Origin of the sequence: Sphingobium quisquiliarum P25 (assembly GCF_000445065.1) — a bacterium.
Lineage (GTDB): Bacteria > Pseudomonadota > Alphaproteobacteria > Sphingomonadales > Sphingomonadaceae > Sphingobium > Sphingobium quisquiliarum.
On sequence record NZ_ATHO01000009.1, the window covers coordinates 12,741 to 38,476 of the forward strand.

Here is a 25,736-nt window from a genome sequence, read left to right on the forward strand (position 1 = left end):
CGACAGTGCAGCGTCGGTATCGATCAACGGAAAAGAGGATACGCCCTTCCATGTCCAGCCCTGCACTGAAGGCCATTGCAGCCCTTGCGCGGCCTGAATTGAAATCCGTCTTCACGGCGGATCCGAACCGGCTGAGCAAGTTCACGATGACGCAGGGGCCTCTCCGTTTCGACTGGTCGAAAACGCATCTGACCAGCGATATTCTGGACGGGTTCCTCAAGCTGGCCGGGGATATGGACTTCGCCAAGTGGCGCGACGCCCTTTTCGCGGGCGAGCCGATCAACAACAGCGAAGGCCGGGCGGCCGAACATCCCGCCGAACGGGGCGAGGGCAATGCGCAAAGCGTGTCCCGCGCCAAGATGCTGCACGCCCGCATGCGCGCGCTGATTGACGCGATCGAGGGGGAAGCGCTGGGCTCGATCCGGCACATATTGCACATCGGCATCGGCGGGTCGGCGCTTGGTCCCGACCTGATCATCGATGCGCTGGGCGGCGACGGCGCGCGTTATGACGTGGCGATCGTGTCCAATGTCGACGGCACGGCGCTGGAGCGGGCGATTTCCCGCTTTGATCCCGAAGCGACGCTGATCGCCGTTGCCTCCAAGACCTTCACCACCACCGAAACCATGCTGAACGCGGCGAGCGCGATCAACTGGCTGGTGGAGGCGGGCGTGGACGATCCCTATGGCAAGGTGATCGCGCTGACCGCCAATCCTGAAAAGGCGATCGAATGGGGGATCGACGAAACCCGCATATTGCCTTTTTCCGAAACGGTGGGCGGGCGCTATTCGCTCTGGTCCTCCATCGGCTTTCCCGCGGCGCTGGCGCTGGGCTGGGATGCGTTTGAAAGCCTGCTGGAGGGCGCGGCGGCGATGGACCGGCATTTCCGCCTGTCCGCCCCGGCGCAGAACGCGCCACTGATCGCCGCCTTTGTGGATCAATATTATACGCGCGTCATGGGATGCCAGACCCGCGCCCTGTTCGCCTATGACGAGCGGTTGAGGCTGCTGCCTTCTTATCTCCAGCAACTGGAGATGGAGAGCAATGGCAAGAGCGTGACGCGGGATGGCCAGCCGGTGGACGGCCCCACCGCTCCCATCACCTGGGGCGGCGTGGGCACGGACGCACAGCATGCGGTGTTCCAATTGCTGCACCAGGGCACGATCCTGACACCTGTCGAGTTCGTCGCTTCGATCGAGCCCGGCCATGCGCTGGACCCGGCGCATCACCGCGCGCTGCTGGTCAACTGCTTCGCGCAGGGCGCGGCGCTGATGCGGGGGAAGGACAATGCGGACGACCCGGCGCGCGCCTATCCGGGCAACCGGCCTTCGACCACCATCCTGCTGGACGATGTCACGCCCGACGCCTTGGGCGCGCTGATCGCCTTTTACGAGCATCGGACTTTCGCCAACGCCGTGCTGATGGGGATCAATCCGTTCGATCAGTTCGGTGTCGAACTGGGCAAGGAGATCGCCAAGTCGATCGAGGCGGAAGGGACGAAAGGGTTTGATCCTTCCACCATGGCGCTGATCGACCTGGCGCTGGGGGCGTAAGCCGCGAGGCAGACCCCTTCCTTTCAAGGGAGGGCTAGGAAGATTGTAACTCGGCCCGTCTCCCGCCATATCCCGCCACATCCACAGGGAGACCAGCATGAGCGACTATGACTTCGACCTTTTCGTCATCGGCGCGGGTTCGGGGGGCGTTCGCGCTTCGCGGGTGGCGGCGGCGCATGGGGCGAAGGTCGCCGTGGCGGAGGAATATCGCGTCGGCGGAACCTGCGTCATTCGCGGATGCGTGCCCAAGAAGCTGCTGATCTACGGCGCGCATTTCGCGGAGGATCTGAAGGATGCGCGGCGCTTCGGCTGGAACGTGCCGGACTGCGGTTTCGAATGGAAGGTGCTGCGCGACAATGTGCTGGCGGAGGTGGACCGGCTGGAAGGGCTCTACAAGAACACATTGTCGAGCCATAAGGCCGAACTGATCCCGGAGCGCGCCACGATCACGGGGCCTCATTCGGTCAAGCTTGCGAGCGGGCGGGAGGTGAGCGCCAAATATATACTGGTTGCGACCGGCGCCTGGCCCGCGGTCCCGCAGATCGAGGGCGCGGAACATGGCATCACGTCCAACGAAGTCTTTCATCTGGAGGATGCGCCGGGACGGATCGTCATCGTCGGCGGCGGCTATATCGCCAATGAATTTGCGGGGATTTTCCATCAGCTTGGCAGTCATGTGACGATCGTCAACCGGTCATCCGCCCTGCTGCGCGGATATGACGAGCAGATCCGCGACCGGCTGCTGCAAATCTCCACCATCAAGGGCATCCAGTTCCGGTTCAATGCGGAGATGGAGCGGATCGAGAAGAATGCCGACGGAACGCTGTGCATGCATTTCAGCAATGGCGATCCGATCCCCTGCGACACGGTCCTGTTCGCGACCGGGCGGCAGCCGCATGTCCATGGGCTGGGCCTGGAAAGCGCGGGCGTGGAACTGGACGAGAAGGGCGCGATCAAGGTCGATGATTACAGCCGCACCAGTTGCGAGAGCATCTATGCGGTCGGCGACGTCACCAACCGGCTGCAACTGACCCCCGTCGCCATTCGCGAAGGCCATGCCTTTGCCGACACCGTGTTCGGCGACAATCCGCGCACCGTTGATTATAACTGCGTGCCATCGGCCGTGTTCAGCCATCCGCCGCTGGCCGGAGTGGGGCTGACCGAAGCGCAGGCGAAGAACAAGCTGGGCACGGTCAAGGTCTATACGTCCGACTTCCGCCCGATGAAGAATGTGCTGGCGGGCCGGGACGAGCGGGCGCTGTACAAGATGGTGGTGGATGCGACGACGAACCGCGTCGTCGGGCTGCACATGATCGGGCCGGATGCGCCGGAAATCCTGCAAGCGGCGGCCGTCGCGGTGAAGGCGGGCCTCACCAAGGAGCAGTTTGACGACACCGTGGCGCTGCACCCCAGCATGGCGGAAGAATTGGTGCTGCTGAAATAATCGCCGCTCCCTTCAAGAGGAGGATCTGACGGTTATCGCTCCCTTGCGAAGGTCACCACCAGCGCGTCGCGCCAGGCGGGAAGGCCGGGCTTCACCGCATGGATTTCGGTGACGCCGTGCAGGATGCGCCGGTCGTCGATCAGCACCGCGTCCCCCGGCCGGGCCAGCGTGAATTCGCCCAGCGGCGTGCCATCAGGCGCGCCGATCCGGGTCACGCCTTCGCGGACGTTGCGGCGCTCGATCAGCATCACGAACACCCAGTCCACGCCGTCCCGGTGCAGCCCTTCCGGCGTCGGACGGCCGATTTCGCCATCGCCAGTCTCGATGCGGAACTGATGCATTTCGACATGCCAGCCATCTGGGATCGCTTCGCCGAAACTCGCTGCGCAAAAGGCGAAGACCGCCTGCATGACGGGATTGTCGATAACGGCCTGATGCACCGGATCGAACCAGCGCTGCACATCGCCATTCAGGGGATTATAGTCGCGGCTCTGAAAGTGCGGCTGATGCGGCTTGCGGGTGAAGCGGCCCTGCGCGCAATGGAAGGCGGCATGCCTCCTGCGCCGGTAGCGGCCTCCATCCGCCATATAAAGGTCCGGGCCAAGATCATCCCAGCTTTGCGCGAAGGCGCGCCACGCCTGTTCCCTGGCGTCCAGCATCGCCAGCATCTCACGCCCCGCGACGCGCGCGAAACCATGCCGGGCGAGATCGGTCCGAAGATCGGGGACGGTAAGGGTGGCGTTATCCATGGGTCCCCTCTTAGGCCGCCGGGTAAACGAGCGACAGGGCCAGTTTCCGCAAGCTGGGTGGCTGCGCAGCCGCTGCCTCAACCGATCCAGTAGGGGACGATCTGCCGGTTGTCGGGATCGACGCGGATCGGACGGTCCGCCGGAGGGAAGGCGCGCTGATCGCAACCCTGGCGCGAGCAGAGGCGGCAGGTGATGCCGATGGGCGTCGCCGCGCCCTCCATCTCCAGTTGAAGGCCATCGGCATAGACGAAGTTCGCCGCATGCGCGATTTCGCAGCCCAATACCACGGCGTAGCGGCGCGGCGTGCGCGAATAGCTGCCCGACGGCTTCACCAGCCCCTTCGCCATGGAAACATAGCGGACGCCGTCGGGGGTTTCACCCAGTTGCACGTTGATGCGGTCGGGAATGGCGACCGCTTCATGCACGTTCCAGAGCGGGCATGCGCCGCCGAAGCGGGCGAATTGCAGGCGGGTGGCGCTGTGCCGCTTCGTGATATTGCCAGCCATGTCGACGCGGCAGAAGAAGAAGGGAATGCCGCGCAGGCCGGGCCGCTGGAGCGTCGAAAGCCGATGGCATGCCTGTTCGAAGCTCACACCGAAACGGCGGGCCAGCCGGTCGATATCGTGGCGAACTTCCCGCGCCGCCGCGCGGAATTGCGCATAGGGCATCAGCAGCGCGCCCGCGGCATAATTGCCAAGGCCGATGGCGAGCAGCCGGTCCGCGCCCTCGACGGGCAGGGCGGCACGGTTCACCACATCGGCGATCACTGCCTGCCCCTCCAGCATCATAAGCTGGTGCGACAGCATGAACTTGCGGCTTTCGGTGGGCAGCGCCGCATTCACGAACAGCCGCCGGTCCGCCGAGGAATAAGCGCGCAGGGCGGAATCGGGCGTGTCCGCGATCAGCGTTTCGATGCCATGACGCCGCGCCAGCGCTTCGACCAGCATGCCTTCGTCCAACACCTGCCCGGCGGTGAAGCTGGACGCCATGTCCTCCGCCAGGCAATCGAGCGCGTGGACATAATTGCCCGCCTCATGAAACCAGTCCCGCGCCGCTTCCCAGGGGAGGCGGGCCTGCACCTCATGATCGTTGGCGATCGCTTCCTCGATCATGTTGATCCGCTCATTGGCGCGCATATGAGCGTTGTAGAGATCGATGTAGCGGGCGGCGAATTCCGGGAATTGCAAGTGCAGCTTTTCGATCCGTTCCGGCTCCATCAAAGGACCGGGCAGTTCGGGGTGGGCAAGCGCATAGGTAAAGGCGCCGAGAAGCTGCTCCTCCTCCCGGCTGTCGAAGCTTGCCCAGTCGGTGGGAAAGGCGCTGGCGACGGCGGCCTTCACCTTGGCGGTCAGGGGGCGATCGTCGTTTTCAAGCTGGCTGAGATAGGACACGGAAATGCCCAGCGCCTGCGCCATGGTGGCCTGATCCATCCGGTGGTCCAGACGGAGCTGGCGCAGCCGCGGTCCTGCGAAAATGCGATTGCCTCGTGCCATGTCTCGCCCATAATTTGCGAAATGGTGATTTGCAAATTGGCAAATTTGCATTTGCGAAAATTGTAAAAAGCGGGAAGGGGCAGATATAGCCGTCCGCCGTCACCGGAGAGATATTCTAATATGTCGAAGCTCGCCATCATCGAACAGCTGGAAGCCAAGAGGGACGCCGCGCGCCTGGGCGGCGGCCAGCGCCGCATCGACGCGCAGCATGCCAAGGGCAAGCTGACCGCGCGGGAGCGCCTGGAAGTGCTGCTGGACGAAGACAGCTTCGAAGAACTGGATATGTATGTCGAGCATAATTGCATCGACTTCGGCATGGACGAGCAGCATATCCCCGGCGACGGCGTCGTCACCGGATCGGGCACGATCAACGGCCGCCTTGTTTATGTCTTCAGTCAGGATTTCACGGTCTATGGCGGTGCTGTGTCGGAACGGCACGCCATGAAGATCTGCAAGATCATGGACATGGCGCTGAAGGTCGGCGCGCCGGTCATCGGCCTCAACGATTCCGGCGGCGCGCGCATTCAGGAAGGCGTGGCTTCGCTCGCGGGCTATGCCGAAATCTTCCAGCGCAACGTGCTGGCGTCGGGCGTGGTGCCGCAGATCAGCGTCATCATGGGGCCCTGCGCGGGCGGCGCGGTCTATTCGCCTGCCATGACCGACTTCATCTTCATGGTGAAGGATTCGAGCTTCATGTTCGTGACCGGTCCGGACGTGGTGAAGACCGTTACCAACGAGCTGGTGACCCAGGAGGAACTGGGCGGCGCGGTGACGCACACGACCAAGTCGGGCGTCGCGGACGTGGCGTTCGAAAATGATATCGAAGCGCTGCTGTCGGTCCGTGATTTCGTGGACTTCCTGCCCGCCTCCAACAAGGAGCCTGTGCCGGAGCGTCCCAGCGCCGATCCGTGGGACCGCATCGAGGAAAGCCTGGATACGCTGATCCCCGCCAATGCGAACCAGCCCTATGACATGCATGAGCTGATCCGCAAGGTCGTGGATGAAGGCGACTTTTTCGAGGTGCAGCCCGCCCATGCCGCCAACATCATCTGCGGTTTCGGCCGGATCGAAGGCAAGACGGTGGGCATCATCGCCAACCAGCCGATGGTGCTGGCGGGCGTGCTCGACATCAACTCGTCGAAGAAGGCGGGCCGCTTCGTGCGCTTCTGCGATGCGTTCGAAATCCCGATCGTGACCTTCGTCGACGTGCCGGGATTCCTGCCGGGCACCGCTCAGGAACATTCGGGCATCATCAAGCATGGCGCGAAGCTGCTGTTCGCCTATGCCGAAGCGACCGTGCCGAAGATCACCGTCATCACGCGCAAGGCCTATGGCGGCGCCTATGACGTCATGTCGTCAAAGCATCTGCGCGGCGACCTCAACTATGCCTGGCCCACCGCCGAAATCGCGGTGATGGGCGCGAAGGGCGCGGTGGAGATCATCTTCCGCGGCAAGACGCCGGAAGAGATCGCGGAGAAGACCAAGGAATATGAGGACCGCTTTGCCAACCCCTTCGTGGCGGCTAGCAAGGGCTTCATCGACGAGGTGATCCAGCCGCACTCGACCCGCAAGCGGATCGCCCTTGGCCTGCGCAAGCTGCGCAACAAGGCGCTGGAGAATCCGTGGAAGAAGCACGACAATATTCCGCTGTGATAGTCCGCCTCCCGCAAGCGGGAGGGGTTAGGGCAGGGCAGGTTCCTGCCAAGGGGTGACAGAAGATGAAACTCGGCCGCTTGAACCATATCGGCGTGGCGACGCCCTCTCTGGAGGCATCGCTGGCTTATTATCGCGATGTGATGGGCGCGACGCTGACGCACGAACCCTTCGACCTGCCCGCGCAGGGCGTGAAGGTCTGCTTCGTCGATACGCCGGGTGAGAATGGCACCCAGGGCACGCAGATCGAACTGATCGAGCCGCTGGGTGAGAACTCGCCGATCCACGGCTTCATCGCCAAGAACCCGGCGGGCGGGCAGCATCATATGTGCTATGAAGTGCCCGACATTCACGAGGCCAAGGCCTGGTTCGAAGGGCTGGGCAAGAAAGTGCTGGGCGAACCGCGCATCGGGGCGCACGGGACGCTGATCTTCTTCGTCCACCCCAAGGACATGAACGGGGTGCTGACCGAGATCATGGAAACGCCGAAAGAAGGGGCGCACTGAACCAACATCCGTTCGTGTCGAGCGAAGTCGAGACACGGACAGGGCGCATATAACGTCTCTCGACTTCGATCGAGACGAACGGAGAATGGAAGTGACCGACAAGCCGACGCTGGACCAGTGGGCCGCCGCCGCCGCCAAGGAGGTGAAGGGCAAGGACCTGAACTGGGAAACCCCGGAAGGGATCACCGTCAAGCCGCTCTATACGGCGCAGGACGTGACCGTCGACCCCGGCCTGCCCGGCTTCGCGCCCTTCACGCGCGGCGTGCGCGCATCCATGTATGCGGGCCGTCCGTGGACCATCCGCCAATATGCGGGCTTTTCCACCGCCGAGGAATCCAACGCTTTCTACCGCCGCAACCTGGCCGCAGGTCAGAAGGGCCTCAGCGTCGCCTTCGACCTTGCGACGCATCGCGGCTATGACAGCGACCATCCCCGCGTCGTGGGCGACGTCGGCAAGGCGGGCGTCGCGATCGACACGATCGAGGACATGAAGATCCTGTTCGACGGCATTCCGCTCGACCAGATGTCGGTTTCCATGACGATGAACGGCGCGGTGATCCCGATCCTCGCCTTCTTCATCGTCGCGGGCGAGGAGCAGGGGGTCGAGCGCAAGCTGCTGGACGGGACCATTCAGAACGACATTCTGAAGGAGTTCATGGTCCGCAACACCTATATCTACCCGCCCGAACCGAGCATGCGGATCATCTCGGACATTTTCGGCTATACCAGCCGCGAGATGCCCAAGTTCAACAGCATTTCCATTTCCGGCTACCATATGCAGGAAGCCGGTGCGACGCAGGTGCAGGAACTGGCCTTCACCATCGCCGATGGCATTGAATATGTGAAATATGGCGTGGCGTCGGGCCTTGACATCGACAAGTTCGCCGGGCGCCTCAGCTTCTTCTTCGCGATCGGCATGAACTTCTTCATGGAGGTGGCCAAGCTGCGTGCCGCGCGCGTGTTGTGGCACCGCGCCATGACGAAGCTGGGCGCGCAGGATGAGCGCAGCAAGATGCTGCGCACGCACTGCCAGACGTCAGGCGTGTCGCTGACGGAGCAGGACCCCTATAACAACGTCATCCGCACCACGATCGAGGCGATGGCGGCGATGCTGGGCGGCACCCAGTCGCTGCACACCAATGCGCTTGACGAAGCGATCGCGCTCCCGACCGACTTTTCCGCCCGGATCGCGCGCAACACGCAGATCGTGATCCAGGAAGAGACGGGGATGACCAAGGTCGTCGATCCCCTTGGCGGCAGCTATTATGTCGAAGCGCTGACCCAGCAACTGGTCGACGCCGCGCAGGAAATCATCGACCGCGTCGAGAGCGAAGGCGGCATGGCCAAGGCCGTGGCGGCAGGCTGGCCCAAGGCGATGATCGAGGAAGCGGCGGCGGCGCGGCAGGCGCGGGTCGACCGTGGCGAGGATGTCATTGTCGGCGTCAACAAATACCGCCTTGCTAATGAAGACCTGCTGGAAACGCTGGAGGTCGACAACAGCAAGGTTCGGGAGGCGCAGATCGCCCGCATCAACAAGGTGAAGGCGGAACGCGACGAAGCTAGGTGCCAGGCGGCGTTGCAGGCGCTGCGCGACGGTGCGGCCCGGCCTTCCAGCATCGAGAATAATCTTCTCGCCCTGGCGGTGGAATGCGCCCGCGCCCGCGCTACGCTGGGTGAGATTTCCTCCGCCATGGAGGACAGCTTTGACCGGTATGGCACGGTGCCGACGCCTGTGAAGGGCGTCTATTCCAAGCCTTACGCGCAGGACAGCCGCTGGAAACAGGTTCTTGACGGTGTGCAGGCCGTCGAGCGGCGCCTCGGCCGCAAGCCGAAACTGCTCATCGCCAAGATGGGACAGGACGGCCACGACCGGGGCGCCAACGTGATCGCCTCCGCCTTCGGAGACATGGGCTTTGACGTGGTGTCGGGTCCGCTGTTCCAGACGCCAGAGGAAACGGTTGTGCTGGCGCTCGACAGCGGCGTGGACGTGGTGGGCGCGTCATCGCTGGCGGCCGGTCACAAGACGCTGATCCCCGAACTCATCAGGCAGCTTCGGGAAAAGGGCCGCAACGACATCAAGGTGATCGCGGGCGGCGTCATCCCGCCGCAGGATTACGACTTCCTCCGTGACGCGGGCGTGCAGGGCATTTATGGACCAGGCTCCAATGTCGTGGAATGCGCAGCCGATGTGCTGCGCCTCCTCGGCCACAACATGCCCCCGGCGGGGCTGGAGGAAGCCGCTTGAATAGTCTCACTACCCAAGCCTCGTTCGTTTCGAGCGTAGTCGAGAAACGACATATGGGCACTTTCCGCTTCTCGACTTCGCCCGAAGCGAACGGAGGTGGAAAATGACCGCTACAGCTCCCCGCACCGACTGGACCCGCGACGAGATTGCCGCGCTGTTCGACCTGCCCTTCAACGACCTGCTGTTCGAGGCGCAGTCGATCCACCGCGCGAACTTTCCGCGCAATGAGGTTCAGCTTTCCACCCTGCTGTCGATCAAGACCGGTGGATGCCCGGAGGATTGCGGCTATTGCAGCCAGTCCACCGAGGCGGAAAGCGGGCTCAAGGCCACCAAGCTGATGGACGTGCAGGCCGTGCTGCAAGCGGCGGCGCAGGCCAAGGATCACGGCTCGGGCCGTTTCTGCATGGGCGCGGCGTGGCGCAATCCCAAGGAACGCGACATGCCCAAGCTCATCGAGATGGTGAAGGGCGTGCGCCAGATGGGCATGGAAACCTGCATGACGCTGGGTATGCTGTCGGCCGATCAGGCGAAGCAACTCGCAGATGCGGGGCTCGATTATTATAATCATAATATCGACACCTCGCCGGAAAATTACGCCAACGTCATCACCACGCGGACCTTCGCGGACCGGATCGAGACGCTGGAAAATGTGCGTACGGCAGGAATCAACGTCTGCTGCGGCGGGATCGTCGGCATGGGCGAGACGCGGTCTGACCGCATCGGGTTCCTCCATGCGCTCGGCACCATGCCGCATCCCGAAAGCGTGCCGATCAACGCGTTGGTGCCGGTGGCCGGAACCGTGTTGGGCGACATGCTGAAGGACACGCCGCTCGCCAAGATCGACGAGGTGGAGTTCGTCCGCACGGTCGCGGTGGCACGGATCGTGATGCCGCAGTCGATGGTACGGCTTTCCGCCGGGCGTGAAAGCATGAGCGAAGCCTGTCAGGCGCTCTGCTTCATGGCGGGGGCGAACAGCATCTTCACTGGCGACAAGCTGCTGACGGCGGCCAATGCTGGCGATGACAAGGACAGCGCGCTGCTTTCGAAGCTCGGGCTGACGCCGATGATGGCGCAGCCGCATGGGCATTTGGAGGCTGCTGAATAGTTTCTCCTCTTTCGTCATGCTGAACTTGTTTCAGCATCCATCGCGCCTCCGCAGCCTTCGGTTGAGGGGGGAAATGGACCCTGAAACAAGTTCAGGGTGACGTTGAGGGATGGTGATGGGTTAGCCCGACTGGGCGACAAAATAGGACTGGGCAAGGACAGATAATGGCAATCACCAAGATCCTGATCGCAAACCGTGGCGAAATTGCGTGCCGTGTCATCCGCACCGCGCGGAAGATGGGCATCAAGACCGTGGCGGTCTATTCGGACGCGGACGCGCGCAGCCCTCATGTCCTGATGGCGGACGAAGCCGTGCACCTTGGCCCGCCGCCTGCCGCGCAGTCCTATCTGCTGGCCGACAAGATTATCGAGGCCTGCAAGGCGACCGGCGCCGATGCGGTGCACCCGGGCTATGGCTTCCTGTCGGAGCGTGAGAGTTTCCGCAAGGCGCTGGACGAGGCAGGGATCATCTTCGTCGGCCCTCCCGCCAACGCCATCGCCGCCATGGGCGACAAGATCGAGTCGAAAAAGCTCGCCAAGGCAGCGGGCGTCAATGTCGTCCCCGGCTTTGTCGGTGTGATCGAGGACACCGAACATGCCGTCCGCATCTCTAACGAGATCGGTTATCCGGTGATGATGAAGGCGTCGGCGGGCGGCGGCGGCAAGGGCATGCGCCTTGCTTATTCCGAGCAGGACGTCCGGGAGGGCTTTGAGGCGACGAAGCGTGAAGGCCTCGCCAGCTTCGGCGATGACCGCGTGTTCATCGAGAAGTTCATCGAAAGCCCGCGCCACATCGAAATCCAGATATTGGGCGATCAGCACGGCAATATCGTTTACCTGAACGAGCGCGAATGTTCGATCCAGCGCCGCCACCAGAAGGTGGTCGAGGAAGCGCCTTCGCCCTTTGTCAGCCCCGAAATGCGCAAGAAGATGGGCGAGCAGTGCGTCGCCCTGGCGCGCGCGGTCGGCTATTTCAGCGCGGGCACGGTCGAACTGATCGTGTCGGGCGCGGACAAGACGGGCGACGGCTTCTACTTCCTGGAAATGAACACCCGTTTGCAGGTCGAGCATCCGGTGACGGAAGAGATCACCGGCCTTGATCTGGTCGAGCAGATGATCCGCGTCGCCAATGGCGAGGAACTGTCCTTCCGTCAGGAGGATGTGAAGATCAACGGCTGGTCGATCGAGAACCGCGTCTATGCCGAAGATCCCTATCGCGGCTTCCTGCCTTCCACGGGCCGCCTGATCCGCTACAATCCGCCCGAAGCGGTCGATGGCGTGCGCGTCGATGACGGCGTGGTCGAAGGCGGCGAAGTGTCGATGTTCTACGACCCGATGATCGCCAAGCTGATCACCTGGGCTCCCACCCGCCTGGAAGCGATCGACAAGCAGATCGCGGCGCTCGACCGGTTCGAGATCGAAGGGCCGGGGCACAATATCGACTTCGTGTCCGCGCTAATGCAGCATGAGCGTTTCCGTTCCGGCAACATCACCACCGGCTTTATCGCGGAGGAATATCCTGAAGGCTTCACCGGCGCGCCCGCATCCGAAACGTTGCTGAAGCGGCTGTCGGCCATCGGTGCCTTCGCCGCCATGGCACAGGCGGACCGCGCGCGCCGTATCGACGGTCAGCTTGGCAAGAAGCTGCGCGCACCGACCGGCTGGCAGGTGAAGATCGGCGACGCGGTGCATGATGTCGTCATCAATGGCGATGACGTCACTGTTGATGGCGAAGCGGTTGACATGGCGCTGGAATATACCCCCGGCGATCGCCTGATCGAAGCGGAGTTTGGCGAGGAGCAACTGGCGGTCAGGATCGCGCCGGTGCGGGCCGGGTTCGTGCTGACGGCTCATGGCGCCAGCCACAAGCTGCGTATCCTGCCCGCTCATGCGGCGCCGCTTGCCAAACATATGATCGAAAAGATCCCGCCGGATCTTTCGCGCTTCCTGATTTGCCCTATGCCCGGCCTGCTCGTCGCGCTCAATGTCAAGGAAGGCGACAAGGTCGAGGTTGGTCAGCCGCTGGCGGTGATCGAGGCGATGAAGATGGAAAATATCCTGCGCGCGCAAAAGGCGGGTGTGGTGAAAAGCGTGTCGGCGGCACAGGGCGAGAGCCTGCCGGTGGACGCGATCATTCTGGAACTGGAATAGGGCGGACTAGCCGCGCTGCCTTGGCGGCGCGGACCGTTCCATATGAGCGGGCGCAATAAGTCCGTTGCCGGTGCGACAATCCCGGAGGCGAGGTAGTGGCGCTCGGCTTATCCCGGCGGGGTTTCCTGTGCTTCGCCTCCGCTCAGCAGAACCCTTCGACTTCGATCAGTGCGAGTCTAGCGGCAACACTCATCCATAACCTGTCGCCGGCATCGTCCGGCACTTATTGCCGCCGGTTCCTTTTTCTCTAAAAGCAATCGCTCATGGAGGGGAGCGGGGGCAGATGGGCGAGGGGACAGGCAGCGCCGATTATGTGATGAATGCGAAGCGCGACCGGCTGGTCATCACCGCGTCGGCTCTGGGCACCGTATTCGAATGGTATGATTTCTACATCTATGGCGTGCTTGCGCCCATCATCGGACGCACATTCTTTCCGACCGATAATCCCACGGTCGAGCTGCTCTATTCCCTTGCCGGATTCGCCATCGGCTTCGGCTTCCGTCCATTGGGAGCGGCGCTGTTCGGCTATCTGGGTGACCGGCTGGGACGCAAATATACTTTCCTCGCCACGATCGTCCTGATGGGCGGAGCGACGGCGGGTGTCGGGCTGACGCCGTCTGCCGCCAGCATCGGCATTGCCGCTCCCATCATCCTCATCCTGCTCCGCATCGCCCAGGGGCTGGCGCTGGGCGGCGAATATGGCGGAGCAGCCATCTATGTCGCGGAACATGCGCCGCCCGGAAAGCGCGGCTTCTATACCAGCTTCATCCAGGCGGGCGTGATTGGCGGATTCATCCTGTCGCTGGTGGTGGTCGTCGTCACCCAATGGCTGGTGGGCGCGGAGGTATGGGACAGCTGGGGCTGGCGCCTGCCCTTCATCTTTTCCCTCGCCTTGCTCGCGATTTCGCTCTGGATGCGGCTGATGCTGCGCGAAAGTCCGGTCTTCGCGGCGATGAAGGCGGCGGGGGAACAATCCCGCAATCCCCTCAAGGAGGCATTCACCTTTCCCGGCAACAAGCGCCGGATGCTCGTGGCGATGATCGGCATTGCGGCGGGCTTCACCGTCATTGCCTACACCGTGATGTTTCAGGCGCTGTATTTCCTGCAAAGCGGGCTTCATGTCGCGCCGGGTATCGCCCAATTGCTCGTGGGCGGCAGCGCCTTCGCGGGCATGGGGGCATTTGTCTTCTTCGGCTGGCTTTCGGACAGGATCGGGCGCAGAAAGCCGATCATCGTCGGCTATGCGCTGGTGCTGCTTCTTCTCATTCCGATCTATCAATTCATGGGAAGCATGGCCAATCCAGCCCTGACCCAGGCAGCGGCGAAGGCTCCGGTAGTGGTGCGCGGCCCTGACTGCTCGTTCGATCCTTTCGCCAAGGTCCAGCCAACGGCGTGCGGCAAGCTGCTCGACCATTTTTCGAAGCGCGGCATTCCCTATGACGCCGTTGCGGGCAGGGAACCGTCCGTAACCATCGGCGGCGATCCGGTCGCCGGCCTCAGCAGCAAGGGGATCGAGGCTGCGCTTGCCGCCAATGGCTACTCCACGGGGCAAGTCACGCCGGATTGGCCCCGCGCGGCACTGGTGTTCGTCGCGCTGCTCCTGCTGTGGACGCTGTCGGGCGCGACCTATGGGCCGGTGGCCGCGCTTCTTTCCGAATATTTTCCCGCGCGCATCCGTTACAGTTCGCTGTCCATCCCCTATCATATCGGGACGGGCTATTTCGGCGGGTTCCTGCCGCTGGTCAGCCAATATATCGTCGCGCGCACGGGTGATCCCTATGCGGGGCTGTGGTACACGATTACGGTGGTCGCGGCGGCGCTGGTGACCTGCCTTGCCGCGCTGCCGGAGACGCGCGGAGCGAAACTCGACGCGTGACGGCCTCGACGCGCCGGATGGATGAGGCTATCGCGGCGCGATGACGGATTTCACTGCTCCGCTGCGCCTTCGCCTGGATGGCGATGCGCTTGTGTCAAACTGGTCCTGGCTGAATGCGCGCAGCGGAAAGGCCGCTTGCGGGGCCGCGATCAAGGCGGACGGATATGGCACGGGCGCGGCCGAAGTGATGCGCCGCCTGATGAAGGCCGGGTGCCGCGATTTTTTCGTGTCCAACTGGGGCGAGGCGATCGCGGTCGAGCCGCTGCTGGAACAAGGGGTTTCGCTGGCCGTGCTGCATGGCGTTCGTGCGGAGGACATGGCGGCCGCGCTGCAATCGCGTGCGCGGCCGGTGCTGAACAGCCCGGCGCAGATAGCGCGATGGAAAGGCGCAGGCGGCGGCGCTTGCGACGTGATGGTGGATACCGGGATGAACCGCCTTGGCCTCGACTGGCGGCAGGATGTCGTAGCCGAAACGGAGGAGCTGGAGGTCGTGACGCTGCTAAGCCATCTCGCCTCGGCGGATGAGGATACGCCGCTTACCGCCACGCAGTTGAACCGGTTCCAAGACATCAAGAACATCGTGCCTGCCGCCCGCTACAGTCTGGCCAACAGCGCTGGCATATGCCTGGGCGAAAGCTACGCCTTCGATCTGACCCGTCCGGGGCTGGCGCTCTATGGCGGCGTTCCTCGCGCGCAAGCGGCTGGCGCGATCCGGCAGGTCGTCTTTCCACAGGCGCAGGTGTTGCAAAGACGGCGCGTGCTGGCTGGCGACACCATCGGGTACAACGCCACCCATATCGCGGAGCGCGACATGGAGGTTGCGGTCCTCAATCTCGGCTATGCGGACGGATATTTGCGCGGCTTTTCTGGGCGCGGCAGTGTTGCCTTCGAAGGCGAAAGCCTGCCGGTCGCCGGACGCGTTTCGATGGACCTCGTGGCGGTCGATGCCAGCCGCTCGCCTCATGTCGCTGAGGGCGATTGGGTGGATATAGACTATGCGCTTCCATCGGCCGCTGCGGCTTCGGGATTGTCCCAATATGAGTTGCTGACGGGTCTCGGAGCCCGATTTGATCGCGTTTGGTACTGAACGCGGGCCATAAAAAAGGCCGCCAATCCCGTTGGGAGATTGGCGGCCCGGTCAGTTCAGCAATAGAGATCAGCGTTCAATGCACATCGACACGCCCATGCCGCCGCCCACGCAGAGGGTGGCGAGGCCCTTCTTGGCGTCCCGCTTCTGCATCTCGTAGAGAAGCGTGGTAAGGACGCGCGCGCCGGATGCGCCGACGGGATGGCCGATGGCGATCGCGCCGCCGTTCACATTCACCTTTTCCGGGTCCCAGCCCAGTTCCTGCCCGACAGCCAGAGCCTGGGCAGCGAAGGCTTCATTGGCCTCGATCAGGTCGAGATCGGCAAGCGACCAGCCCGCCTTGGCGAGAGCGTTGCGAGTGGCCGGGGCCGGGCCGATGCCCATGATGGCGGGATCGACGCCGCAGGTCGCGAAGCTGGCGATACGGGCGAGGACGGGCGCGTTGCGGCGGGCCGCTTCCTCCGCGCTCATCACCACCAAAGCGGCCGCGCCATCGTTGATGCCGCTGGCGTTACCCGCAGTCACGGTGCCGTCCTTCTTGAAAGCAGGACGCAGCGACTGAACAGCCTCCAGCGTCGCACCGGCGCGGATATATTCGTCGGCGTCCACGACCGTGTCGCCCTTGCGGCCCTTGATCGTCACGGGGACGATTTCATCCTTGAAGCGGCCGGAAGCGCGCGCCGCCTCTGCCTTGTTCTGGCTGCTCACGGCGAACTGGTCCTGCGCCTCGCGGCTGATCTGATATTTTTCCGCCAGATTTTCGGCGGTGACGCCCATGTGGTAATTGTTGAACGCGTCGGTCAGCCCGTCATGGGTCATGGTGTCGATCAGGGTGATCGGCCCCATCTTGGCGCCAGCGCGCAGATATTGGGCATGCGGGGCGAGCGACATGCTTTCCTGTCCGCCAGCGACCATGATGCGCGCGTCGCCCGCCCTGATCGCCTGCGCCGCCAGAGCGACTGCGCGCAGGCCGGAGCCGCAAAGCTGATTGAGCCCGACGGCGGTCCTTTCAACCGGGATGCCCGCGTTCACGGCCGCCTGCCGCGCCGGGTTCTGACCCTGTCCGGCCGTCAGGATCTGGCCCAGAATGACTTCATCCACCTCTTCGGGTGAAACGCCCGCTTGCTCCAGCGCGGCGACGATGACGGCGCGGCCAAGCTCATGCGCCGGGGTGGAGGCGAAAGCGCCCATGAAACTGCCAACAGCGGTGCGCTTGGCTGCGGTGATGACGATGTCTGACAACGGCCCAATCCTTCGGTCTGGTGACGAATTTGGCGCCGCCTTACCATCATCCCCCATGGGTGGAAAGCCATTCGGACAGCGGTTTCCACAAGAGATTGCGCGACTTGCCGCCCACGATCATGCCCACATGGCCCAGGTCCAGAGTGAAGCCGCCGTCAAGCGCCGGGGCAGCACCGGCAGGCACGATCCTGTCCGTCGAGGAGCGTATCGACAGGGTGGAGCAGGCAAGCGCGGCGGGGTCAGCGATCTGGTCCGCGACCCGCCATTGCAGTTGTCCGGGCAGGTTGGCCGCATAGAATTTTTCGAACAGGTCCTCACCCGCCGCGAATGTCAGAGGCGCTCCGCCATTGGCCCAATCCTCCACCGCCAGAAAGGCGCGCTCCGCTTCGGAGCCCGTCTCCATCGACGCGAAAGCGGCATATTTCTGAATCGTCCGCGCCGGATCGAGCGCCCAGAAGCCGGATTGAAGCACCTCCATCGGAACATAGCCCAGCCGCTCGCAAGTCGGCTTTGCATTGTTCCAGAGGGATGCGATCAATTCCCTGTCAGCGGGAGGGAAGCCGTCAAACTGCCATGGCGCTGCAATGGTGGCGACCGCCTGAACCTCCATGAGCGCTGCCGCGCCGATCGCCAGGCTGCCGCCAAGGCAATAACCCACCAGGATCGGCGGCCGGGGCAGGGCAGCGAGCATGGGGAGCAGGCGGCCGGTGACATGGCCGTCCAGTCCCAAATGCCTGTCTTCGCTGGCGGGGTGTCCCCAATCGACCAGATAGGCGTCATGTCCTGCTGCGGCCATGTGGCGCAGCATGGACCGGCCTTCCGACAGGTCGAGCACCTGCGGCGGATTGATCAGCGAAGGGATGAAGATGACGGGCGCGCGGCCATTTTCGCGTCCGAAACGCAGCAATCGTGCGCTTCCTGCGGATGCGAACGGCGCTGGAACGGGCGGCGGCGCGGGGCGAACCGTCTCCTGATATCTGCGTAAGCCGCGGAACGCCGATTGTCTCAAATCGGGATTCCCTTCGGTTTCCCGCCACAAAATGCTGAGAAACAGGGGTAAAGGCCGTGGGCCATGTTGCGGTGCGGCAACGCCCTGTGCTAATGCGGAAACTACAGGTGTGGGAGAGGAATCCATGGCCAAAACCAAGACCGCGAACCTTTCAGAACCGGTCATTATCAAAAAATATGCGAACCGGCGTCTCTATAACACGGAAACATCGAGTTACATCACGCTCGATCTGCTGTCCCAGATGACTCGTGAGGGGCGCGAGTTCGTGGTCGTGGACGCAAAGACGGGTGAGGATATCACCCATAATGTCCTGACGCAGATCATCATGGAAGAGGAACAGCGAGGCAAGAACATGCTGCCAGTGAACTTCCTGCGCCAGCTGATCGCCATGTACGGCGATTCCATGCAGTCGATGGTGCCGCAATATCTGGAAGCGTCAATGGATGCTTTCCGCAAGAACCAGATGCAGTTTCAGGAAGCGATGAAGGGCGCGTTTGGCGGCGGCCCTCTGGCGGAGATCGCCAAGCGCAACATGCAGATGTTCGAAGCGGCCGCCAGCGCCTTTGGCAATGTGCCGGGGATGCCGGCGATGCCGGGCGCGTCCGGGACGGCTTCTGCGCCCACTCCAACGCCAACGCCCGCCGCATCGGAGGGCAGCAAGGATGACGAGATCGCGCAGTTGAAGGCGCAGCTTGCAGCCCTCAACGCGAAGATCGACAAGCTGAACTGAGGCGCGGGTTCGGGGTCGACGGAAGGGCGCGCTTGGCTTATGGCGCGCCTTCCTTTCAAGAAGATCAAGGTCTGTCCCAAGTGAAGCACGCGCTTTCCGTCACCCGCGAACAGGATTTTGCAGCCTGGTATCAGGCCGTCATTTCCGAAGCCGATATGGCCGAGGAAAGCGGCGTGCGCGGATGTATGGTGATCCGGCCATGGGGCTATGGCATCTGGGAACGCATCCAGAAGCTGCTGGACGATCGCATCAAGGCGACGGGCCATGAAAATTGCTATTTCCCGCTGTTCATCCCGCTGTCCTATTTCGAAAAGGAAGCGGAGCATGTCGACGGCTTCGCCAAGGAAATGGCGGTCGTCACTCACCATCGCCTCGTCCAGAAGGACGGCAAGCTGGTGCCCGACCCCGAAGCGAAGCTTGAGGAGCCGCTGGTCGTCCGTCCCACGTCGGAAACAGTCATCGGCGCAGCCTTTTCGCGCTGGGTGCAAAGCTGGCGCGATCTGCCGGTCCTGATCAACCAGTGGGCCAATGTCGTCCGCTGGGAAATGCGCACGCGCATGTTCCTGCGCACCGCCGAATTTCTCTGGCAGGAAGGGCATACAGCTCATGCCAGCGCGGAAGAGGCGGTGGAAGAAACGATGAAGATGCTGGAAGTCTATCGCAGCTTCGCCGAGGAATGCGTCGCCATGCCGGTGATTGCGGGCGAAAAGCCGGAAAATGAACGCTTCCCCGGCGCCGTCGCCACCTATTCGATCGAAGCGATGATGCAGGATGGCAAGGCGTTGCAGGCGGGCACGTCGCACTTCCTGGGCACCACTTTCTCATCGGCGCAGAATATCAAGTTCCAGAATGCCGAAGGGCAGCAGGAACTGGCCCAGACGACGAGCTGGGGCATGTCGACCCGCATGATCGGCGGCCTCATCATGGTGCATGGCGACGATGACGGGCTGCGCGTGCCGCCGCGCATCGCCCCCTATCAAATTGTCGTCGTGCCGATGCTGCGCGATACGGAAGAGGATGCCGCGATCCTTGCCTATTGCGGTGAACTGGTGACGGAACTGAACAAGCAGGATGTGTTCCGCGAACCCGTTCGCGCATTGCTCGACCGCCGTGCGGCGAAGGCAGCGAACAAGCGCTGGAGCTGGGTGAAGAAGGGCGCGCCGCTCGTGATCGAAGTGGGCGGCCGCGATGTCGCGGGCGGCAATGTGTCGGTGATCCGGCGCGATCGCCTCTATCGCGAGGATGGCAAGCTCGACAGCCAGATTGTCGCGAAGGACGCCTTTGTGGCGCAGGCGGCGGCGATGCTGGAGGAGATTCAGCAGGCGCTGTTCGCGGACGCCCATGCGCGGCTGCATGGCGGCATCGATCGCTCCATCACTTCGCTAGACGCGCTGAAAGCCTATTTCGCGGCGAGCAAGAAGCAGGGCTGGGCACTGGTGCAATGGGCCAAGCCGACGGGGGCTCAACTCGACAAGGTGGTCGAGTGGCTCAAGGGCGAAAAGCTGACGCTGCGCAATGTGCCGGTCGATGCGGAAGTGGCTGACGGCGTCTGTATCTTCACCGGCGGGAAAGCGGTCGAGCGGGTGCTGGTCGGGCGGAGTTATTGATCAAAACAGCCCCTCCCTTTTTAAAGGAGGGGCTGGTGCGCATCACAGCACATATTTGCTGAGGTCGGTGTTCCGCGCCACTTCGCCCAACTGCTTTTCGACATAGGCCTGATCGATCACCAGCGTTTCGCCCGCCCGATCCTCGGCATCGAAGCTCACATCTTCCAGCAGCTTTTCCATGACGGTCTGCAACCGCCGCGCGCCGATATTCTCCACCTCGCTGTTTACCTCCGCCGCGATGCGGGCGATGGCGCGGATGCCGTCCGCGGTCAGGTCGATGGTGACGCCCTCGGTCGCCAGCAGCGCGCGATATTGCTCGACCAGGCTTGCCTTCGTGTCGGAAAGGATGGCGACGAAGTCATCCTCCGTCAGCGCCTTCAGCTCCACGCGGATCGGCAGGCGGCCCTGAAGTTCGGGCAGCAGATCGCTGGGCTTCGCCACATGGAACGCGCCCGATGCGATGAAGAGGATATGGTCGGTCTTGAGCGGCCCATATTTGGTGGAAACCGTCGTCCCTTCGATCAGGGGCAGCAGGTCGCGCTGCACACCCTCGCGGCTGACGGATCCGCCGCGCACGTCGCTGACCGCGATCTTGTCGATCTCGTCCAGGAACACGATGCCGTTCTGTTCGGCGCTGGCAATGGCGACGCGGGCGACATCATCCTGGTCCAGCCGCTTGTCCTGCTCCTCCTCCACCAGCTTGTCCCATGCTTCGGCGACGCGCAATTTGCGCCGCTTCTTCTGGGTCTGGCCGAAAGCCTTGGACATCATATCGCTAAGGTTGATCATGCCGATCTGGCCGCCCATGCCGGGAATCTCCATCGGCATGGAGGGGCTGTCGGCGACTTCCACTTCCACCTCGACATCGTTCATCTGGTCATTTTCGATGCGCTGGCGGAAGGACAGGCGCGTGGCCTCGCTCGCCTCCTTGCCGGTCAGCGCATCCAGCAGGCGGGACATGGCCGCTTCGGACGCGGCTTCCCGCACGGATTCGCGGCGGCGATCGCGCTCCAGGCGGACGGCTTCCTCCACTAGATCGCGCACGATCTGCTCCACGTCGCGGCCGACATAGCCGACCTCGGTGAACTTGGTCGCCTCGACCTTCACGAACGGCGCATCGGCCAGTTTCGCCAGGCGGCGGCTGATCTCCGTCTTGCCGCAGCCGGTGGGCCCGATCATCAGGATGTTCTTGGGCGTCACCTCGTCGCGCAGATCGGGCGAGAGGCGCTGCCGCCGCCAGCGGTTGCGCAGGGCGACCGCGACCGCGCGCTTGGCTTCGGACTGCCCGATGATGTGCGCGTCGAGCGCGGAAACGATGGCTTTGGGGGTCAGGTTGTCGTTCATCTCTTTCCTTGTCCCTTCCAAGGGAGGGCAGGGGGTGGGAGCGATTGCGTTGGCAAGCGCCTGCAACGGTCGAAGGGACAGGCCAGAACGCGTGCCGCGCGACCCATCCCAACCCCTCCCTTGAAAGGGAGGAGCCAGAAAAATCAGGTGGCGCTCGCCAACTCCTCGACCACCAGTTCGTCGTTGGTATAGACACAGATGTCAGCGGCGACCTTCATCGCCTTGCGAGCGAGCGTTTCGGCGTCCTCTTCATATTCGACCAGGGCGCGCGCGGCGGCCAGGGCGAAATTGCCGCCCGATCCTATCGCGGCCACGCCGCCAATCGGTTCCAGCACATCGCCGTTTCCGGTCAGGATCAATGTCACATCCTTGTCGGCGACGATCATCATCGCTTCCAGATTGCGCAGATATTTGTCCGTGCGCCAATCCTTGGCCAGTTCGACGGCAGCGCGCATGAGTTGGCCATTATGCCGCTCCAGCTTTGCCTCCAGCCGTTCGAACAGGGTAAAGGCGTCGGCGGTCGCGCCCGCGAAGCCGCCGATCACCGATCCGTCATGCAGGCGGCGGACCTTGCGGGCGTTGGGCTTCATGACGGTCTGGCCCATGGATACCTGGCCATCGCCAGCGACGATCACCTTTCCATTCTTGCGCACCGACATGATGGTGGTGCCGTGCCACACGGGAAAGCTGCTGGAATGTTGGTCGTTCATGGCGCGGCATATGGGATCGGCCGCCGTTCCGCGCAAGCGTGGAGCGGCCTCGCGCCGGAACGTTCCATTAAGAAGGTGAAATATGACAATCCGTTCAGGAACCAACTCCGGTTAATTGACATTGTGCACCGCGACATGAATCATGACCGACCAATGACTAGAGGTAGCTTATGTCTCTGAAGGCCAGAGCCAGGGAGAAGGTCGAAAGGGCGGGAATCTCCAACTATTCCTTCGATCACGATGTGCTGGTGATGTGCGGCGTGCGCTACACCCTGGCCGCATGCAGTTGCGGGGAGCCGGACTGCGACGGCGTTCGTCTGGAACGAAGCCCTGGGATGCCCCACCACATCCTGCAATGATCAGATGGAGCGATGCGCTCCTTATGTCAGTGCATTGCATCCTTGCCCGCGCGGCCCACGGATTCGATGTCGCGCCCCACACCCTGTACCGTATTGCAGGCGGCGAGGGTGGACAGGATCAGCCCGGCAAGCAGCAGGGTGGCGGTCTGGCGCATGAATGACACTCCTTGATAGCCCGCTTTCTATAGACAGCAGCGGACCGCCGGATAAAGTGATTTTCAGCGGCTAATCGCGTCCCTGCTTGACAGGAGGGGATGCGGGTGCCAATGGCCGCATCCTCCTTTCAGGGGGCGCGTAGCTCAGCGGTAGAGCACACCCTTCACACGGGTGGGGTCACAGGTTCAATCCCTGTCGCGCCCACCATGACATCCTTGTCATGGCAGGAAATATTATTTCTCCACATTGATCTTTTTGTCCGCAGCGGGCTAATCTTTCGTTTGTAAAACATGGCTGCTCGCCGGGCGGCCTAGGTGAAAGGTTGACCATGTCCGCAGCCATGAAAAGCGGCGTTGCCATAGGCGCTTTGCTGGCGCTGTCCCAAATGCCGGCGCAGGCGGGTGAGGCGCTGACGCTGGAGCGGGTCTTCGCCAGTCCCGATCTTTCGGGACCTCAGCCGCGCGCCCTCAAAATCTCCCCCGACGGCAGCCTCGTAACCCTGCTGAAGCCGCGCCCGGATGAGAAGGAACGGCTGGACCTGTGGGCGATCGACAGCGCCACGGGCGCCGAACGGATGCTGGTTGATTCGAAGAAAACCGGCAGCGGGGCGGAATTGTCGGAAGCCGAAAAGATGCAGCGTGAACGTGACCGCTCAGTCGCGGGCAGCACCGGCATCGTCAGCTATGACTGGGCGCCGGACGGCAAGTCCATCCTCGTTCCCGTCGACGGCGACCTTTACCTCGCAAAGCTGGACGGGCAGGTCACCCGCCTCACCCAGACTCCCGATGGCGAGCTGAACGGCGTCGTCAGTCCCAAGGGCGGCTTCGTGTCCTTCGTGCGCGGCGGCAATCTGTTCGTGCAGCCCATGGACGGACAGGAGCGGCAACTGACGGACGGCGCGAGCGATACCGTCAGCTGGGGCGTTGCTGAATTCGTCGCGCAGGAGGAAATGGATCGCCGCACCGGCTATTGGTGGTCGCCCGATGACCGGATGATCGCTGTCGCCCGCGTGGATGAAAGCCCTGTCGGCATCGTCACGCGCACGGCGATCGGCGGCGAAGGCACCAGGGTCTATCAGCAACGCTATCCAGCGGCAGGCTCTCCCAACGCACTCGTTGACTTGTACGTCATGAAGCCGGACGGGTCGGGCAAGGTCAAGGTCGATCTAGGCCCGAATGCGGACATCTACCTCGCCCGCGTGGATTGGTCGAAGGATGGCAGGACGCTCTATGTCCAGCGCCAGAGCCGGGACCAGAAGACGCTGGACCTGCTGGCCGTAGATCCCGCAACGGGCAGGGGGAGGATCGTCCTCACCGAAAAGGCGAAAAGCTGGATCAACCTCTCCAATAATTTCCACAGCCTTGGCGATGGCAGCTTCCTCTGGTGGTCGGAAAAGAGCGGCCATGGCCACCTTTATCATGTCGATGGCTCCCGCTGGACGGCGCTCACCAGCGGCGATTGGGAAGTGCGCGACCTTATCGGCGTGGACGAGGCTAACGGGAACGTCTACTTCACGGGCAACAAGGAAACGCCGCTGGAGCAGCAGCTCTATGCCGTCCCGCTGCGGGGCAAGGGTCCGGTCCGGCAGCTTACCAGCAGCGGTTGGTGGAACGATGCCGTCATGGACGGCGCGGCGACCCGGCTTGTCGTGTCACGCAGCAATGTGGATCAGCCCAAGCAGGTCTATCTCGCCGATCGGGAAGGCAAGCGCGTGCGCTGGCTCTCCGAAAATGCGATCGCGGGGAATCATCCCTACGCGCCCTATCTCGCCATCCATGCCAGGACGCGCTTCGGCACGTTGAAGGCTGCCGATGGGGCCACCCTCTATACCCGGATCATGACGCCGCCGCTTGAGCCGGGCAAACGCTATCCGGTCTTCATGCTGCATTATGGCGGGCCGGGCGCGGGGCGCGTCGTCACGAACCAGTGGAGTTCGCCCATCTACCAATATCTGGTCGATCGCGGCTGGATCGTCTTCGCGGTGGACAATCGCGGCACGCCCGACCGGGGCAAGGCTTTCGAGGACCAGTTGTACCGCGCCATGGGAACGGTCGAGGTCGATGACCAGCTAAAGGGCGTGGAGTGGCTGAAGACGCAGCCCTATGTCGATCCGCGGCGGATCGCGACTTATGGCTGGTCCTATGGCGGCTATCTGTCGCTCAAGCTGCTGGAAAAGGCGCCCGGCGTCTTTTCCGCCGCGATCGCCGGAGCGCCGGTCACGCGATGGGAGCTTTATGACACCCATTATACCGAACGTTATCTCGGCATGCCGCAGGATAAGCCCAGCGCCTATCCGGCTTCGGGCGCGTTGGAGGATGCGGCGAAGATCAGCGATCCGCTCCTCATCATCCACGGCATGTCGGACGACAATGTCGTGTTCGACAATGCGACGGCGCTGATCGCGAGGATGCAGGCGGCAGCCGTCCCGTTCGAGATGATGGTCTATCCGGGGCAGACGCATCGGGTCGGCGGTCCGGGCGTCAGCGTTCACCTGTGGCGGACGATAGAAGACTTTCTGTCGCGCCACGGGAATGGGGAGGAGGATCCCGGCAAATAACCTGCCCTGTTTCCGCTACGGCAGGAATCCAGTTCAGCCCTCTCAATCATCCCCAAAACGCCGTTGCGACAAGCACAGCTTTGCCGCGCCAAAGGTGCTTCACGCTGGACAAACGGCGCAATGCCGCTATGGCGCGCACTTCCGCAATTTTGCACGGAGTG

General features: G+C 63.0%; 20 protein-coding genes and 1 tRNA gene. 14 read left to right on the forward strand and 7 right to left on the reverse strand.

Annotation, left to right across the window (positions count from 1 at the left end; translation table 11 throughout):
- Positions 1–50 precede the first annotated feature (50 nt).
- Positions 51–1,553, forward strand: a complete 1,503-nt coding sequence (gene pgi / locus L288_RS23535; RefSeq protein WP_021236571.1) for a glucose-6-phosphate isomerase — start codon at positions 51–53, stop codon at positions 1,551–1,553.
- A 97-nt stretch (positions 1,554–1,650) separates the two neighbouring features.
- Positions 1,651–2,997: a glutathione-disulfide reductase gene (gor, locus tag L288_RS23540; RefSeq protein ID WP_021236572.1), complete on the forward strand. Its 1,347-nt coding sequence runs from the start codon at positions 1,651–1,653 to the stop codon at positions 2,995–2,997.
- Positions 2,998–3,029: 32 nt separating this feature from the next.
- On the opposite strand, the gene L288_RS23545 is transcribed toward gor, so the two are convergent.
- Together L288_RS23545 and L288_RS23550 are read right to left on the reverse strand one after the other, a co-directional pair.
- Positions 3,030–3,746: a 2OG-Fe dioxygenase family protein gene (locus tag L288_RS23545; protein WP_021236573.1), complete on the reverse strand. Its 717-nt coding sequence runs from the start codon at positions 3,744–3,746 to the stop codon at positions 3,030–3,032.
- Between the two features lie 77 nt (positions 3,747–3,823).
- Entirely contained in the window at positions 3,824–5,239 is a 1,416-nt protein-coding gene (locus L288_RS23550; protein ID WP_030541812.1) for a helix-turn-helix domain-containing protein, read from the reverse strand.
- A 120-nt stretch (positions 5,240–5,359) separates the two neighbouring features.
- On the opposite strand from L288_RS23550, the gene L288_RS23555 reads away from it, so the two are divergent.
- The 7 genes from L288_RS23555 (at position 5,360) to alr (ending at position 15,861) form a co-directional block, all read left to right on the forward strand.
- Positions 5,360–6,892 carry an acyl-CoA carboxylase subunit beta gene (locus tag L288_RS23555; protein WP_021236575.1) on the forward strand — a complete coding sequence of 511 codons (1,533 nt, stop codon included), beginning with the start codon at positions 5,360–5,362 and terminating at the stop codon, positions 6,890–6,892.
- A gap of 65 nt (positions 6,893–6,957) precedes the next feature.
- A complete protein-coding gene (gene mce / locus L288_RS23560) occupies positions 6,958–7,398 on the forward strand; it encodes a methylmalonyl-CoA epimerase (RefSeq protein WP_021236576.1) in 441 nt (146 codons plus the stop codon).
- A gap of 91 nt (positions 7,399–7,489) precedes the next feature.
- Positions 7,490–9,643 (forward strand): methylmalonyl-CoA mutase, encoded by a 2,154-nt coding sequence (gene scpA, locus L288_RS23565; RefSeq protein ID WP_030541815.1) that lies wholly within the window; start codon positions 7,490–7,492, stop codon positions 9,641–9,643.
- 103 nt (positions 9,644–9,746) lie between these two features.
- Positions 9,747–10,748, forward strand: coding sequence for a biotin synthase BioB (bioB, locus tag L288_RS23570; RefSeq protein ID WP_021236578.1), 1,002 nt, complete (start codon positions 9,747–9,749; stop codon positions 10,746–10,748).
- A gap of 164 nt (positions 10,749–10,912) precedes the next feature.
- Positions 10,913–12,898 (forward strand): acetyl-CoA carboxylase biotin carboxylase subunit, encoded by a 1,986-nt coding sequence (locus tag L288_RS23575; RefSeq protein WP_021236579.1) that lies wholly within the window; start codon positions 10,913–10,915, stop codon positions 12,896–12,898.
- A 283-nt stretch (positions 12,899–13,181) separates the two neighbouring features.
- Entirely contained in the window at positions 13,182–14,774 is a 1,593-nt protein-coding gene (locus L288_RS23580) for an MFS transporter (protein WP_021236580.1), read from the forward strand.
- Positions 14,775–14,814: 40 nt separating this feature from the next.
- On the forward strand, positions 14,815–15,861 hold the full coding sequence (gene alr, locus L288_RS23585; protein ID WP_021236581.1) for an alanine racemase: 1,047 nt from the start codon (positions 14,815–14,817) through the stop codon (positions 15,859–15,861).
- A gap of 69 nt (positions 15,862–15,930) precedes the next feature.
- Here the strand turns inward: alr and L288_RS23590 are convergent, their stop codons facing one another.
- Both L288_RS23590 and L288_RS23595 read right to left on the reverse strand, forming a co-directional pair.
- On the reverse strand, positions 15,931–17,103 hold the full coding sequence (locus L288_RS23590; RefSeq protein ID WP_021236582.1) for an acetyl-CoA C-acetyltransferase: 1,173 nt from the start codon (positions 17,101–17,103) through the stop codon (positions 15,931–15,933).
- Positions 17,104–17,149: 46 nt separating this feature from the next.
- The gene (locus tag L288_RS23595; RefSeq protein WP_236612986.1) at positions 17,150–18,238 is read right to left on the reverse strand and encodes an alpha/beta fold hydrolase; all 1,089 of its coding nucleotides are present in this window, start codon (positions 18,236–18,238) and stop codon (positions 17,150–17,152) included.
- Between L288_RS23595 and phaR the strand changes: the two genes are divergently transcribed.
- Together phaR and proS are read left to right on the forward strand one after the other, a co-directional pair.
- Complete coding sequence (phaR, locus tag L288_RS23600; protein WP_021236584.1) at positions 18,237–18,842, forward strand: polyhydroxyalkanoate synthesis repressor PhaR; 606 nt, start codon at positions 18,237–18,239, stop codon at positions 18,840–18,842. The genes L288_RS23595 and phaR overlap by 2 nt on opposite strands.
- An 80-nt stretch (positions 18,843–18,922) precedes the next feature.
- Positions 18,923–20,449: a proline--tRNA ligase gene (gene proS, locus L288_RS23605; protein WP_031303759.1), complete on the forward strand. Its 1,527-nt coding sequence runs from the start codon at positions 18,923–18,925 to the stop codon at positions 20,447–20,449.
- Between the two features lie 42 nt (positions 20,450–20,491).
- Here the strand turns inward: proS and hslU are convergent, their stop codons facing one another.
- Positions 20,492–21,793 carry an ATP-dependent protease ATPase subunit HslU gene (gene hslU / locus L288_RS23610; protein WP_021236586.1) on the reverse strand — a complete coding sequence of 434 codons (1,302 nt, stop codon included), beginning with the start codon at positions 21,791–21,793 and terminating at the stop codon, positions 20,492–20,494.
- A 143-nt stretch (positions 21,794–21,936) separates the two neighbouring features.
- Positions 21,937–22,503: an ATP-dependent protease subunit HslV gene (gene hslV, locus L288_RS23615; protein ID WP_030541824.1), complete on the reverse strand. Its 567-nt coding sequence runs from the start codon at positions 22,501–22,503 to the stop codon at positions 21,937–21,939.
- 170 nt (positions 22,504–22,673) lie between these two features.
- Between hslV and L288_RS43810 the strand changes: the two genes are divergently transcribed.
- Positions 22,674–22,862: a hypothetical protein gene (locus L288_RS43810; RefSeq protein WP_021236588.1), complete on the forward strand. Its 189-nt coding sequence runs from the start codon at positions 22,674–22,676 to the stop codon at positions 22,860–22,862.
- 26 nt (positions 22,863–22,888) lie between these two features.
- On the opposite strand, the gene L288_RS23625 is transcribed toward L288_RS43810, so the two are convergent.
- Positions 22,889–23,017 carry an entericidin A/B family lipoprotein gene (locus L288_RS23625; RefSeq protein ID WP_021236589.1) on the reverse strand — a complete coding sequence of 43 codons (129 nt, stop codon included), beginning with the start codon at positions 23,015–23,017 and terminating at the stop codon, positions 22,889–22,891.
- A gap of 133 nt (positions 23,018–23,150) precedes the next feature.
- Here L288_RS23625 and L288_RS23630 point away from each other — a divergent pair.
- Both L288_RS23630 and L288_RS23635 read left to right on the forward strand, forming a co-directional pair.
- Positions 23,151–23,225, forward strand: a tRNA-Val gene (locus tag L288_RS23630).
- Positions 23,226–23,346: 121 nt separating this feature from the next.
- Positions 23,347–25,575: a S9 family peptidase gene (locus L288_RS23635; protein ID WP_021236590.1), complete on the forward strand. Its 2,229-nt coding sequence runs from the start codon at positions 23,347–23,349 to the stop codon at positions 25,573–25,575.
- The last annotated feature ends 161 nt before the right edge of the window (positions 25,576–25,736 follow it).